Source organism: Paenibacillus lautus, assembly GCF_050482385.1.
Classification (GTDB): Bacteria; Bacillota; Bacilli; order Paenibacillales; family Paenibacillaceae; genus Paenibacillus_AQ; species Paenibacillus_AQ lautus_B.
Genome location: NZ_JBCNHV010000001.1, coordinates 399,557 through 411,700, shown reverse-complemented (window position 1 = coordinate 411,700; position 12,144 = coordinate 399,557). Strand labels below are relative to the sequence as shown.

The following is a 12,144-nucleotide window of genomic DNA, read 5'->3' as shown; positions in this document are numbered from 1 at the left end:
GCTTGTAAGGCCTGGTGATCTAAAATACGGAGGTGCTTGAACTTATGAAAATCTTATTTATTGGTGAATCCTGGGTTGTGCATATGATCCATACGAAAGGTTATGACAGCTTTACCTCGACCAAGTACGAGGAGGGAGCAACCTACTTGCTGTCCTGTCTGCGTCAGGAGGGAATTGACGTCAACTATATGCCTGCGCATGAAGTACAGGTGCGCTTTCCTCAATCGCTAGAAGAGCTAAAGGCCTATGATGCGATTGTGATTAGTGACGTGGGGGCCAATACATTCCTGCTCCAAAATCCAACCTTCTATCAAATGCAAATCATTCCGGACGCCCTTGAGCTAATCAAGCAATATGTCGCTGAAGGAGGCGGCCTGCTGATGGTTGGCGGTTACCTGACCTTCATGGGGATCGAAGGAAAAGCCAATTACAGAAATACGATATTGGCCGATGTGCTGCCGGTTGTCATGATGGACAAAGATGATCGGGTAGAGATGCCGAGCGGTTTCTCGCCTGTCGTATCGCAGCCGCATCCGCTGGTCAATGATTTGGGAGAATGGCCTAGGCTGCTAGGTTATAATAAGTTATCCACCAAGCCGGGGGCAGAGGAACTGCTAAGCCATGAAGGCGATGCCATTCTGACGGTTGGAACTTACGGAGCGGGCAAGACGGCAGCGTTTGCAAGCGATTGTTCGCCGCACTGGGGATCGTTGGAGTTTATGAACTGGGAGCACTATTCGGCCTTTTGGTCCAAGCTAATTAAGTATCTGAAATAATGGAACATTAAACATTCACATACGCCATAACAGGCGCCTGCTGGTCGCGGGTTCTAAATACCTCATCTTTGACTTGATTTCCGATGGGTTCCCAATCACGCGTACGGTTCAGGTCCGTGTGGGCTAACCCCCGTGGAGGTTCGAGTCCTCTCGACCGCATCTATGAAGCAAAGCTGTTTTTCAAGTGGAAATTCAACTTGGAGAACGGCTTTTTTTTCGTTCCTCTTCATGCGGAACTCGCGTTATACTAAACAGGAGGAGCCGTTCAGCTTTAAGGTGAATTCAATGGAATTGGATTTATAATATAAGACCTGTTAGCGGAAGTTACGGGCTGGTTATTTTGAATACAAGGGGTGTGATCCTGTGATGAAACCTCGAATAGGGTTTGGCTTTTTGTTGTTGATGCTCGTTGTCGTGAGTTTGTCTGTTGGATGTCAACCAACGGATGAGGGGGATGTGGCTGAGCTTCCGGTACCTGAGCAATCGGTGATTTCTTCGAATAAGGATACCCCGGAGACAGAGCCCCCTTCCGGCTCAGCTTCAGGTGGAGGTGACATCGCAGGAAGCAGTACTGTTGCAGAACAGGATGATACAGACGTAGCGCCCGATCATCAGGCCGCTGAACCCGATGTGGATTTAGCGGATGTGACGGCGGTCCGGCTCATTAATCATAGCTCGGGCTGGATTGGCGGAGAAGGCTGGATTGCTTTTAGTGATAACGGCGGTACGGAATGGGAGGTCCAGGCTCAGCCGAAAGGCACCGTACGCCAAATCTTTGCGCTCAATGGCAAGCAGGCCTGGACCGTGATGGAGAATAACGATCTGTATCGCACCACGGATGGCGGGGAGACGTGGATTCGGATTGGAAGCACGCCGAATGCCGGATTTCTCCATTTCATCTCGCCTGAAACGGGATTTAGCGGTCAAGCCAAAACCGAGGACGGAGGTAAAACCTGGAGCGACCATTAAGGGAGCTCTTTGAATATCATTCGGGAGCCTAGCCAAAGACCAGCCGCAACTCCGAATAAACCGAAGAGGGCCACCAGGACGATCAAATTAAAGGAGTGCCAGCCGAGCAGGAATCCAATACCGCTTCCCATGGTTGTTCCGGTGAGCAATCCCAGTGCAGCGCCAATTTGTTTATGACGTAACGTCATATGTCTGTCACCTCAAAGTTAAATATTGCGGTCTGAATGTTACTTGTATTCCCTGATCGTCTCGAAATATGCCATGACAGAAAATAAGCCCGGCTTAGCCGGAGCGATCCGACTAGCTGAGCATGGGTTGAAATATAAGTATGGTTATGGTGCAACGGTAACTTCGATTAGGAATTTTGCTTTAATGCGCAATCTGCGAATAGAACAGATTTAGGGATACGGAAGAACTGTTCCGCTTTTTCCTGGAACGCTGGGGATGGTACGGTGCCCTGGTGCAGCCATTTACGGAATGTGCCAGGATGCACGCCGATCCAGCGGCTTACATCGCTTACCGACAAATCATGAACCATGCACAGGCCTGTCAGAATCCGGTTGCTCACCGGTGAGCGTGTCAGGGTGCGTTTCATGAAGCGGGAAGGTGCCGGCTGACAGATTAAAGGTGACTTGTCCAGAAGTTCCTCTCTGAATAGTATGTGGCGGGGATAACCCAAGTAGTCACAGGCCTTCTCCAGGTTGTTTTTTCCGGGAACGCGTCCCTCATATACCCAGGCGCTGACACTACGGGAGGATACTCCCAGTTCCTCGGCCAATTGCGACAATTTGATATCGTTGGCCATAAGTACGGCTAGTAGGACGCGGTTGCGAATTTGGCAGCGGGTCGGCCGGCGAAAGCGCTTGACTCGCACACCTTTCCCCAAATATTTACGATTGATCAGGGACCACGCCTCAATGGAGTGTTTTTCTTGCTGCAGTTGTGTAGGCATAATTCCTCCGATTTTTTTAACACAATACTACAATATTCGACACTCACTTTTCAATAGCCAAGCATAAAACAATTGTTTCCATTTCGTTGTTACATGATTTATAAGTCCGATGTAATGGTCCGATAGACCTAATCATTTATATGATTATTTTAATGTATTGTTCGCCTTTTGGTGATTTGAGTCGGGTGTATCGCGTTGGTTACCAAAATATAAGGGGGTAAATACGAACGATTAATATTATTTATCTTGACTCATCCGTGAATTCGTTTTATATTAACTATGGTTGATAAAGAAAAAAGATGCTTATTCGTATATCCCTGAAAATAAGGTTCAGGGGTTTCTACAAGGGACCTTAAATTCCTGACTACGAATAGGATGCGCAAGCATACCTATTCGGAGCAGGATTTTTTTGTGCCCGGAAGCGGTGTGCGCAAAGTGACAGTCAACACACAGGGGGATATGATGAGCAAATATGATGTTATCGTTGTTGGTGCCGGTCCGGCCGGCATTTTCGCTTGTTATGAACTGACATTGAAGTCACCAGGAAGCAAGGTGCTATTGGTTGACAAGGGACATGATATTTACCGAAGAAGCTGTCCGATCCTGGAGGAGAAGATTAAGCTCTGTCCACCGGCCGTAGGACGTAAGGAATTTGCCGGTTGTTTGCCGGCTTGCTCGATTACAGCCGGGTTTGGTGGGGCGGGAGCATACAGCGACGGCAAATTCAATATCACCACGGAGTTTGGCGGCTGGATGACCGATTATTTGCCTGGCTCCAAAGTCATGGAGCTTATCCAATATGTTGATGCCATCAATCTAGAGCATGGAGCGACATCTGCCATTACGGACCCGACAACCAATGCGATTCGGGAGATTGAACACCGTGGATACGCAGCTGGCCTGAAGCTGCTTCGCGCTCAGGTAAGACATCTTGGAACTGAGCAGAATTTGGAGATTCTGAAGTCGATATATGAATATTTGAAGACAAGAATTGATATGGCTTTCCGGGCGGAAGTCGAGGACATTGTCACCGTCAAAGAAGACGGAACCCACCGTATTACCGGTATCACAATGAAAGGCGGGGAGGTCCATGAGGCGAATTTAGTGATGGTTGCCCCTGGGCGTGACGGCTCTGCCTGGTTGACAGGTATATTAAAAAAACGCAGATTGAAAATGCATAATAACCAAGTGGACGTGGGCGTTCGGGTGGAAACCTCGGATGTGGTCATGCGCGAGATCAACGAGCATTTATATGAAGGCAAATTCATCTTTAACACCTCGGTTGGAACCCGGGTGCGTACGTTCTGCAGCAATCCTTCCGGTCATGTTGTGGTTGAGAACCATAGCGGAGTTATGGCGGCCAATGGCCATTCCTACAAAGATCCGGCACTGGGATCAGCCAATACGAACTTTGCGCTGCTCGTATCCCATAAGTTTACGGAGCCGTTTGACAAGCCTAACGAATATGCGCGTGAAATATGCAAGCGAGCTAACGATCTATCCAGCGGCGGGGTCATTGTACAGAAGTATGGTGACGTGCTCCGCGGCCGGAGATCCACCGAGGGCCGAATTCGCGAAGGGTTTCTCGAGCCGACGCTGAAGGAAGCAGTCCCTGGAGATCTTGGCTTGGTGCTCCCGTACAACACCATGAAAAGCCTGATCGAGATGGTCGAAGCGCTGGATAAAGTCACGCCGGGGATTGCGTCGGAGCACACGCTGTTCTATGGGGTGGAGGCCAAGTTCTACTCCGCAAGACCGAAGCAGTCGGAGTCCTTCGAGACGGAAATCAAGGGTCTTTATTGTGGCGGGGATGGTGCAGGAATTACCAGGGGGCTTGCTCAGGCAGGTGCCGCCGGCGTCTGGATTGCCCAGAACATGCTGAACCAATTAAGTTCTTGATTTTAGCGGTTGTTCCCTTAAATAGAATGTCGATTTCAGGAGCACGTTCTGGCGTAAGTCAGACGGTGCTCCTATTTGGCCAGATCTGGCGCAGCTGATATGTCCGATATGTTGGTGGTAGCGATTTCTTTTTCCGGATGAACGGGGTATGATAGATACGAAAGATTTACATAAATGCTAGAGATGGAGGAACGGACGATGATTAAACATATTGTTTTTTTCAAATTGAAGGATTCATCCGCCGAGAATATTGAGAAAACGGTGCAGGTGCTGCGTGATATGGATGGCAAGATTCCGATGCTAAGATCCCTTGAGGCAGGTGCCGATGTTATTCGCTCCGAGCGCTCTTATGATTTGGCTTTGATCGTTGAAGTAGACAATCTTGAAGATTTACAAGCATATGCCGTTCATCCTGTTCACCAGGAAGTGATCCAATACATCAATACGGTGAAAGATCATACGCTTAGCGTTGATTTTGAAGTGTAGGCAATGATATAGACTTTACAACAACAGGCTGGAGGAGATTTGCGGTGTATTATGTAAATCAAGAACAAATTGAACGGCGTCTGAGCGCGATTCCCGAAATTGCGGAAGGGTTGCGTGCTGCGGCACAATCATGGGACGGAGGCCTGGTGCTGGGCTTGGTTCAGGAGCGTGCGCTTCATCTGGCGATCGAAGTCGTAACGGATGTCGGCAGCTACTTGATTGACGGATTTATTATGCGGGATGCCAGCAGTTATGAAGATATCATGGATATTAATCATGAGGAAAAGGTGTTCCCCGAAGAGGTTCATAAGGTGCTGCTGGAGCTGGTTCGATTGCGTAAACCGCTCGTGCAGGACTACTATGATTGGGACAGGCATACGCTTCATTCTTTAACCCCGATTCTGCCTGATGTACTGGAGCAGTTTGCGGGAAATGTCCGTGAGTATTTAAAGAACGAGATGTACTGAGGCTTGTTAGTTTTAAAAAAGAGATACCATGATGCCATGGGCTCTTCCATACAATTCATCCATAACAGACCGTTCAGGGAATCCCTGAACGGTCTGTTTTTTTGTTGACTTTATCTCAAGCGGCTAGGATGTTCCGAAGTTGTGGGGGATACTCGAGGTTTTTCTCTGCTGGAATAAAAAAATCGCCGATGTTGTGTCAAGACAAGCCCATGCTGCTTATAATGCATCAAGCGACTAGGCATTCGCCCGGTCGGACGAAAGGAGGAGTTCCCGATGACAGAATGGAGTGCGCTGGCCGCTGCTATCGGCATCGTTCTGATCGCGATTGCGGCGGTGATCATGATGGTGTCGGTTAAAAAGCTGATCGGGCGGGCCAAGACCATGCTGGGCCGGCTTGAGGAAGACAGTAGCCGATTGAGTCAAGAAGCCTCGCAGGTGCTGGAGCAGGCATCGGTCTCGTTAGAGATGATTCAGCGTCAGCTGGCAGCGAGCGAAGCTATTGCCGCTTCCATGTCCGATGCTGCGTCAGCGGTAGCCAAGACGGCCGATGCGATTCATGCTGTAGGGAAAAAAGCTTCCATAACCGCCGTTGAGCATCTGGAACGTGCTCGCCTCGATAATGAACGGCAGATCGGGGAGATGTTCCGGTGGGTTGATGCCGGAATGACGCTTTGGCATTCATGGAACAAATACAACTCCAAGTCCGGCGAAGGGCAAGCCAAATAGAAGGAGAGATGGAATATGAAAGAGAAGAGCAAAGGACTCCTCTGGGGAGTATTGATCGGCAGTGTTGCAGGTTCTGTTACCGCACTTCTTCTGGCTCCAAAATCCGGCAAAGAGCTTCGGAATGACATTGCCGACGGCGCCCGCGGCATCGGCACCAAGGTGCAGGAGGCAGCAGAGAAGGTAGGAGAGCAGGGAGTTAACCTGATCGGCATTATGACGGATCGGGCAGAGAGTGTGATCTCCGACATTCAGTCCTGGCGCAACCGGCAAGAAAGCTGGCTGGCAGATGAGGAAATTGCACAGGTCTCCGCGTTTGACGAGGATTTTGAAGAAGAGGCTTATGTGTCCACTGCTGCCGAAGTGAAGGTCAGCGATTAATCCAGGATCAGATGACCGCTTCAGTTCTCATTTACGAGGATAAGGATCACGCCAAAATACATGAAGGCCGGGGCGGCACAGAGCCCCGGCTTTGTTGTGTATAAACGATTCGAATTAAAGCCCTGATTACTGCCCTTTGCTCCTGTAATGGAAATTCGGCGAACGGATGTCGTTATGATAAGAGGTGTGGAAAATATGGGTTGTAGCCGGCGAGACCGGAGGAATCAACCAACTCCAATCCCCTGTGAGCTCCCGCCCGGCTTGCTGTTCGCGCTGTTCAAACAAACCGAATTGGGCTGCTGCCGAATGATGGTCCACAATGCTGACGCCTGCTTTTTTGTAGGAATAAAGCACGGCAGCATTGAGTTCAACCAATGCGCGGTCCCTCCATAAGGTAGTTTCGCTGGAAGTATCCTGCCCCATCAGCTTGGCAATAAGCGGAAGCTTGTTGTAGCGCCCTTCGTCTGCAAGGTTACGTGCTCCGATTTCGGTTCCCATATACCAGCCGTTGAACGGTGCGGCCGTATACATAATGCCGCCGATTTCAAGCAGCATGTCTGATATGAGAGGCACCCCATACCATTTTATTCCTTCCTCTTTAAGAGCGGGAAGTTCGGGATGCTCCAAAGGGACCTCCAGCACGTAGGATTTCGGTATCGCGAGCCATTCCGGCGGCTCATTTCCCTGCTGCACAACCAGCGGAAGCACATCATAATCGGTCAAGTCTCCCCGCCATCCCAGCTCCATGCATTCCTTCGTGAAGGATAGGGAAGCCGGGTCGCCAATCGTCCCGTCCGGCGTATCGTAACCGGCATACCGAATCAATTGGTGGTTTTTGATCATAAGTGGGGCCTCCCCTGGACGAGCAGCCTTGAAAATCGTAATCGTAGGCATGATTTTTCCGCCATTGGTGGCACTCTCGATATGGTGGAGGAGTGCTGAGAAAATGTCAGAGGTCTCCGTTAAGTGCCTGGCATCGAATACCTTGAGGCGATCCCAAAACAGTCTGCCGATACAGCGGTTGCTGTTTCGCCAAGCCATTTTGGCCCCGTGCGTCAGTTCCTCAAGCGTATGCTCATATGTACCTGTCAGCTCGATCTGTGAGCGGATGTTCATCAGCCGGTCTTCGGCTTCTTCCGGAGTGCGGTTTAATTCTGCATAACAAAGCTCGATAAACGGCTTCGCAGCCTCCATAAGGTCGGTATGATGTATGTTGTCTTTCACGTAGAATTCTCCTTTACTATACGCGTGCTTTCTATAGTATAAACTACCTACGGTCAGCGTCCGGCGCAAGAGTCCTACAATTACTTGAACAATTAACCAACGGTCTTTTGGGAGCGGCGCCCTTGTTGAAGATAGGGGGGAATTGGGGTAAGATTTAAGGTACATTTCGATCCGAAATGACATATGGTATCACTGTAAACCATGAATTTGACAAAGAAGGAAGCGGTGGGTTCGTGCAGCAAGCAATCGCAATACTAGACTCGGGTGTCGGCGGGCTGACTGTCGCTAAAGAAGTGATGAGACAGCTCCCGAGAGAGAAAATTATTTACTTCGGAGATACAGCCCGCGCACCCTACGGACCCCGTACGCCGGAAGAAGTCCGTTTATTTACGGAGCAAATTGTAGATTATTTAATTCAGTATGATCCTAAAATGATTGTGATCGCCTGTAATACGGCTACGGCGGCGGCGCTTGATTATATTTCGTCCAAAGTGCCTGTCCCGGTCATCGGTGTCATTCACCCAGGGGCGCGTGCCGCCATAAGCGCAACAAAGACCGGTAACGTCGGCGTGATCGGTACGGTCGGAACCATTGGCAGCGGAGCATATACAGCGGCTCTGAAACAGCTCTCGCCTTACGTCGAGGTGGAAAGTCAAGCCTGTCCCGAACTGGTGCCGCTCGTCGAACACGGATTGTTCCGATCCAAGGATGCCTTGCAGGTGGTGCAAGAATCCTTGAGAGGCATCAAGGATACCTCCATTGATTGTCTGATCCTTGGATGTACTCACTATCCGTTCCTGATGAATACGATCCAAACGGTCATGGGGCCGTCCGTGAAACTGATCAGCTCTGCTGATGAGACGGCTCGCGAGGTCAGCACGATTCTGTACGATAAAGGTCAGCTTGCGAGCAGCATGGAGAGCCCGGTGCATCAATTTTTCTGTACAGGAGATCCGGTCATTTTTCAGAGCATTGCGACCGAATGGCTCGGAGATCATATCAAGCGGACACCTGTTGTCTGGCAAATTACGAAGCTATAATTCACGTTCTTACCTTAGAGATGATCTGGAATGAATATGAGCATGAAAACGCAGGCAGGACAAGGGATAAGACCTTGTTCTGCCTTCATTATTTCCAGTGCCAAGTTTCCGAAAGGGTAGGGATATCGGCGCCTTTTTCGATCTTTTGCATCATACATGTTGGACAATCATATACATGGAATGGACGCTAATTGAAGCGGCTTTGCCGCGGAAAGGAATCCATTATGCAGCAATATGTCGTACAGAAGGGCGACACGCTAAGACGCGTGGCTGCCAGATATAGTCTGGCGTATGAACAGCTGATTACGGCGAATCCATGGGCGGCACAGCAGCCGTATCTCCAGCAGGGGCAAATGCTCTATCTTCCTGCATCGTTGCGCCGAAGGTATGTCATTCAGGAACATGATACCTTTGATAGTATTGCCAGTACGTTCCGGTTTCGGAAGGAAGCCTTGGAAGAACTGAATCCCGGGTTATCGGCTCATCATCTGCCACAGGGAAAAACGATCGTTCTGCCGGGTACCACGCATAAACACATGGTACGATTAACCGGCGAATACGGGCCGGGGGATCTGGAACGCGATATACAAGAGATGCAGCTTCGCTACCCTATTATCGAGTGGAGTGTCATCGGCCGAAGTGTGCTCGGCAAACCGCTATATGCGGCCAAGATCGGTAAAGGCCCTAAGAACCTTCACATTAATGCAGCACTGCATGCCAATGAATGGATCACAACCCCTTGTCTGATGCGATTCATGGAGGAATACGGCAGGGCATTATTGCAAGAGTCACCGGTTTATTTTCAGGAGCCAAATGCCTGGTACAGGAACTATACGTTATGGGTTGTGCCGATGGCAAACCCGGATGGGGTAGAGCTTGTACAGGAAGGCGTTACTCCTTCTCATCCATATTATGAACGTCTGCTCGAGTGGAATGGCGGACGCGAGGATTTCCGGCGCTGGAAGGCGAATATGAACGGCGTGGATTTGGGTGACCAGTTCCCTGCGCATTGGCATGAGGAAGTCGCGCGGAGGGGGAAAATCCGTCCATCCCCTCAGGATTATGCGGGGACTAAGCCGCTGTGCGAGCCGGAAGCCGAAGCCGTCTATCAGCATACGTTATCGATATCTCCGGAACGGGCCATTTCCCTGCACAGTCAAGGCAGGGAAATCTATTGGAATTATAGGGACTACGAACCTCCGGAGAGTGAGGACATGGCCCGAAGATTAGGTCAGGCCGGCGGTTACAGGCCGGTGAAGCTGCAGGGCAGCGATGCAGGATACAAGGATTGGTTCATTCAGCATTACCGGAGGCCGGGCTTTACCGTGGAGATTGGTTATGGGATGAATCCGCTGCCGCTTGAGGATTTCGAGGATCTGTGCGTCGAGGTGGGTTCTATTCTAGCTGCGTTTATGTCTTTGGAATAAGATCGTTTGAAACGAATAGATTTATTCAACGTATAAAATATAGAAGAATACGGCCGCTGCTTTAATGGATCACAAGGCAGTGGCTTCTTTTCGCGCTTTTATTGCTGCAGCCCCGGAATACGATGTTGCCGGGATTTCTTAGAGATTTGCTAATTGGGTAATGATATAGACATGCTGCCTGGAATGGAGGGAACAATATGAAGTGGAGAAGATTATGGTCGCTTCGGCGCTGGTCGCACGTGTTCCAGCGGATATTCGGTTATTTAATCTCTTCCCGGGTTGCACTCGGGGACAAGCTGTTATTCCTAGCTCCGGCTGTGCTGTACTGGGTGCTGCCGGACTTTATGCCTTTGCTGCCGATCGATGACATCGGAGTCACGATGCTGCTGATGAACTGGTTCGTATCTCGGGTTGAACGGAAATATCCAGGTCTGATCGGTGAGGACCCGGGCCCCGCCAAGCGCGTACGGTAAATGAGCTTCGGGCGGTAACAATACGGACAGGACCCTTGCGAAAAAGTCGGCAGGGGTCTACAATAACATATTGAATGAAACATCCGTGAGGAGATGAATATACGTGAAATGTAAAATTACCCGTAATGCCGCCAAGGTGTTAAAGCGAGAGCTGGACAAGGAAGAGAACAAGGATAAGAAACTTCGCGTGCTGGTTACCCATGCGCATGGCGATCATGCCCACTACGGCCTGGACCTGGACATGCCTAAGGAAAATGATGTCATCGTATCCACAGATAAAGAGATCGACGTTATTTTGGAGGCGGGACAACCTTTCCTGGACGGCGTCAAGATCGACTATCTTTATTTTCCTGAGGAAGGCTTTGTGATTACGAATCCGTCCCAGGGCAATCACGGCGACCACTAGGTTACTTCAGATAAAGAAGGTAATGTACAATGGCTAATGATATTCGCGTCTGCGAGAAGTGCAGACATACGAAGTTGAAGACAATGATCCCGAAAATTAAGAAAATGGTACCGGATGCCGACATTAAGATCGGCTGTAAATCCTACTGCGGTCCTTGCGGCAAACGAGCCTTTATTTATATCAATGGCCGTTATGTCAGCGCGCCTACAGAGGATGAAGTGCTGGCAAAGGCGCTGCCGTTTGTGAAGTAATAAACAACAGACTGTTTGATACACCTGCATCGAAGTTTCGTGGAATTCCCATTCTACGGGTATAGTTCCTGGCTCAGCCATCCATGCTAAGAGGGCAACGGGAACAACAACTTTAGAAGGGAGCATTCCGTCATGAACAGTCACGATTCCAGTCTTCACTCCAACAGCCCCAGCAACAGCGCGCTAGATTCCGTGGAGAAGCTGCACCGTGCCGTATCCTCGGCAATGTCCCATCCGACGGAACAGCTGATTCAGCAAGCGGAGAATTCGTTATCCCATACCGAGCAAGCGGTTTCCCAGGTGATTGAGCAGGGAAACCGAAACGCGGTGGAATTGGCGGAAGAGTTGTTAGGCGATGAGAAGGAACGTCTGTCCAAGCTTCGTTCAGCTAAAAAGTAGTTTATGATCCTGTGCAGTCCGTTCAATAGCTTTCGAGCTAATGAACGGGCTTTTTTTGTTAAATTGTTGGCATGGATAGAACAAGTTTAATTAAAGGGCATTTGGAAATGTGCGTTATTGGCCATTCTGAGCCATGGCAAGAGTTATGGTTACGAGATTCTGCTCTTCACGCGTCTGACAAGCTCCCCTTGGAATTCCATACGACTCTTTGCACCTGACATCGCCTATATGACGCTGGGGATTGTAGCTAGCCTGTCATTGATGGGGCTTG

The 12,144-nt window shown here is 49.8% G+C and carries 16 protein-coding genes, 1 pseudogene and 1 riboswitch; of the genes and pseudogenes, 14 read left to right on the top strand and 3 right to left on the bottom strand.

All coding sequences use genetic code 11. The features are described from left to right. The first annotated feature begins 44 nt into the window (after positions 1–44). Together ABEW73_RS02055 and ABEW73_RS02050 are read left to right on the top strand one after the other, a co-directional pair. Positions 45–776 (top strand): glutamine amidotransferase, encoded by a 732-nt coding sequence (locus ABEW73_RS02055; RefSeq protein ID WP_430171814.1) that lies wholly within the window; start codon positions 45–47, stop codon positions 774–776. A gap of 366 nt (positions 777–1,142) precedes the next feature. Beyond that, positions 1,143–1,745 carry a WD40/YVTN/BNR-like repeat-containing protein gene (locus tag ABEW73_RS02050; protein WP_430173571.1) on the top strand — a complete coding sequence of 201 codons (603 nt, stop codon included), beginning with the start codon at positions 1,143–1,145 and terminating at the stop codon, positions 1,743–1,745. Here the strand turns inward: ABEW73_RS02050 and ABEW73_RS02045 are convergent. After that, on the bottom strand, positions 1,742–1,933 hold the full coding sequence (locus ABEW73_RS02045; RefSeq protein ID WP_098748076.1) for a hypothetical protein: 192 nt from the start codon (positions 1,931–1,933) through the stop codon (positions 1,742–1,744). The genes ABEW73_RS02050 and ABEW73_RS02045 overlap by 4 nt on opposite strands. 167 nt (positions 1,934–2,100) lie before the next feature. Continuing rightward, the gene (locus tag ABEW73_RS02040) at positions 2,101–2,697 is read right to left on the bottom strand and encodes a helix-turn-helix domain-containing protein (RefSeq protein ID WP_076325695.1); all 597 of its coding nucleotides are present in this window, start codon (positions 2,695–2,697) and stop codon (positions 2,101–2,103) included. Positions 2,698–2,984: 287 nt separating this feature from the next. Then, positions 2,985–3,084: riboswitch (purine riboswitch) on the top strand. Positions 3,085–3,159: 75 nt separating this feature from the next. Between ABEW73_RS02040 and ABEW73_RS02035 the strand changes: the two genes are divergently transcribed. The 5 genes from ABEW73_RS02035 to ABEW73_RS02015 all read left to right on the top strand — a co-directional run bounded on the left by ABEW73_RS02035 (position 3,160) and on the right by ABEW73_RS02015 (position 6,653). Then, a complete protein-coding gene (locus ABEW73_RS02035; protein ID WP_430173568.1) occupies positions 3,160–4,596 on the top strand; it encodes an NAD(P)/FAD-dependent oxidoreductase in 1,437 nt (478 codons plus the stop codon). 198 nt (positions 4,597–4,794) lie between these two features. Then, entirely contained in the window at positions 4,795–5,082 is a 288-nt protein-coding gene (locus tag ABEW73_RS02030) for a Dabb family protein (RefSeq protein ID WP_076325696.1), read from the top strand. A gap of 44 nt (positions 5,083–5,126) precedes the next feature. Beyond that, complete coding sequence (locus ABEW73_RS02025) at positions 5,127–5,549, top strand: DUF86 domain-containing protein (protein ID WP_076325697.1); 423 nt, start codon at positions 5,127–5,129, stop codon at positions 5,547–5,549. Between the two features lie 273 nt (positions 5,550–5,822). Further along, positions 5,823–6,275 (top strand): DUF948 domain-containing protein, encoded by a 453-nt coding sequence (locus ABEW73_RS02020; RefSeq protein ID WP_430173566.1) that lies wholly within the window; start codon positions 5,823–5,825, stop codon positions 6,273–6,275. A 15-nt stretch (positions 6,276–6,290) separates the two neighbouring features. Next, positions 6,291–6,653, top strand: a complete 363-nt coding sequence (locus ABEW73_RS02015; RefSeq protein WP_430173565.1) for a YtxH domain-containing protein — start codon at positions 6,291–6,293, stop codon at positions 6,651–6,653. Positions 6,654–6,779: 126 nt separating this feature from the next. Here ABEW73_RS02015 and ABEW73_RS02010 read toward each other — a convergent pair whose 3' ends face one another. Beyond that, entirely contained in the window at positions 6,780–7,877 is a 1,098-nt protein-coding gene (locus ABEW73_RS02010) for a nitric oxide synthase oxygenase (protein WP_430173563.1), read from the bottom strand. Between the two features lie 233 nt (positions 7,878–8,110). On the opposite strand from ABEW73_RS02010, the gene racE reads away from it, so the two are divergent. From racE to ABEW73_RS01975, 7 genes and pseudogenes are all read left to right on the top strand, one after another. Next, a complete protein-coding gene (gene racE, locus ABEW73_RS02005; protein WP_213643854.1) occupies positions 8,111–8,917 on the top strand; it encodes a glutamate racemase in 807 nt (268 codons plus the stop codon). 224 nt (positions 8,918–9,141) lie between these two features. After that, a complete protein-coding gene (locus ABEW73_RS02000; RefSeq protein WP_430173562.1) occupies positions 9,142–10,344 on the top strand; it encodes a M14 family metallopeptidase in 1,203 nt (400 codons plus the stop codon). A 197-nt stretch (positions 10,345–10,541) separates the two neighbouring features. Next, a complete protein-coding gene (locus tag ABEW73_RS01995; protein WP_430173560.1) occupies positions 10,542–10,817 on the top strand; it encodes a hypothetical protein in 276 nt (91 codons plus the stop codon). A 103-nt stretch (positions 10,818–10,920) separates the two neighbouring features. Further along, positions 10,921–11,223, top strand: coding sequence for an iron-sulfur cluster assembly accessory protein (locus ABEW73_RS01990; RefSeq protein ID WP_430173559.1), 303 nt, complete (start codon positions 10,921–10,923; stop codon positions 11,221–11,223). A 29-nt stretch (positions 11,224–11,252) separates the two neighbouring features. After that, a complete protein-coding gene (locus ABEW73_RS01985) occupies positions 11,253–11,474 on the top strand; it encodes a DUF1450 domain-containing protein (protein ID WP_100538515.1) in 222 nt (73 codons plus the stop codon). 132 nt (positions 11,475–11,606) lie between these two features. Beyond that, positions 11,607–11,873, top strand: coding sequence for a hypothetical protein (locus ABEW73_RS01980; RefSeq protein ID WP_076325705.1), 267 nt, complete (start codon positions 11,607–11,609; stop codon positions 11,871–11,873). A gap of 71 nt (positions 11,874–11,944) precedes the next feature. Further along, positions 11,945–12,035: pseudogene (locus ABEW73_RS01975) on the top strand (PadR family transcriptional regulator); the annotation flags it as partial. Positions 12,036–12,144 lie beyond the last annotated feature (109 nt).

What these genes read in the sequence shown, in the direction of transcription:
- ABEW73_RS02055 (WP_430171814.1), top strand. Translation starts at nt 45, where the DNA reads ATGAAAATCTTATTTATTGGTGAATCCTGGGTTGTGCATATGATCCAT.
- ABEW73_RS02050 (WP_430173571.1), top strand. Translation starts at nt 1,143, where the DNA reads ATGAAACCTCGAATAGGGTTTGGCTTTTTGTTGTTGATGCTCGTTGTC.
- ABEW73_RS02045 (WP_098748076.1), bottom strand. Translation starts at nt 1,933, where the DNA reads ATGACGTTACGTCATAAACAAATTGGCGCTGCACTGGGATTGCTCACC.
- ABEW73_RS02040 (WP_076325695.1), bottom strand. Translation starts at nt 2,697, where the DNA reads ATGCCTACACAACTGCAGCAAGAAAAACACTCCATTGAGGCGTGGTCC.
- ABEW73_RS02035 (WP_430173568.1), top strand. Translation starts at nt 3,160, where the DNA reads ATGAGCAAATATGATGTTATCGTTGTTGGTGCCGGTCCGGCCGGCATT.
- ABEW73_RS02030 (WP_076325696.1), top strand. Translation starts at nt 4,795, where the DNA reads ATGATTAAACATATTGTTTTTTTCAAATTGAAGGATTCATCCGCCGAG.
- ABEW73_RS02020 (WP_430173566.1), top strand. Translation starts at nt 5,823, where the DNA reads ATGACAGAATGGAGTGCGCTGGCCGCTGCTATCGGCATCGTTCTGATC.
- ABEW73_RS02015 (WP_430173565.1), top strand. Translation starts at nt 6,291, where the DNA reads ATGAAAGAGAAGAGCAAAGGACTCCTCTGGGGAGTATTGATCGGCAGT.
- ABEW73_RS02000 (WP_430173562.1), top strand. Translation starts at nt 9,142, where the DNA reads ATGCAGCAATATGTCGTACAGAAGGGCGACACGCTAAGACGCGTGGCT.
- ABEW73_RS01995 (WP_430173560.1), top strand. Translation starts at nt 10,542, where the DNA reads ATGAAGTGGAGAAGATTATGGTCGCTTCGGCGCTGGTCGCACGTGTTC.
- ABEW73_RS01985 (WP_100538515.1), top strand. Translation starts at nt 11,253, where the DNA reads ATGGCTAATGATATTCGCGTCTGCGAGAAGTGCAGACATACGAAGTTG.
- ABEW73_RS01980 (WP_076325705.1), top strand. Translation starts at nt 11,607, where the DNA reads ATGAACAGTCACGATTCCAGTCTTCACTCCAACAGCCCCAGCAACAGC.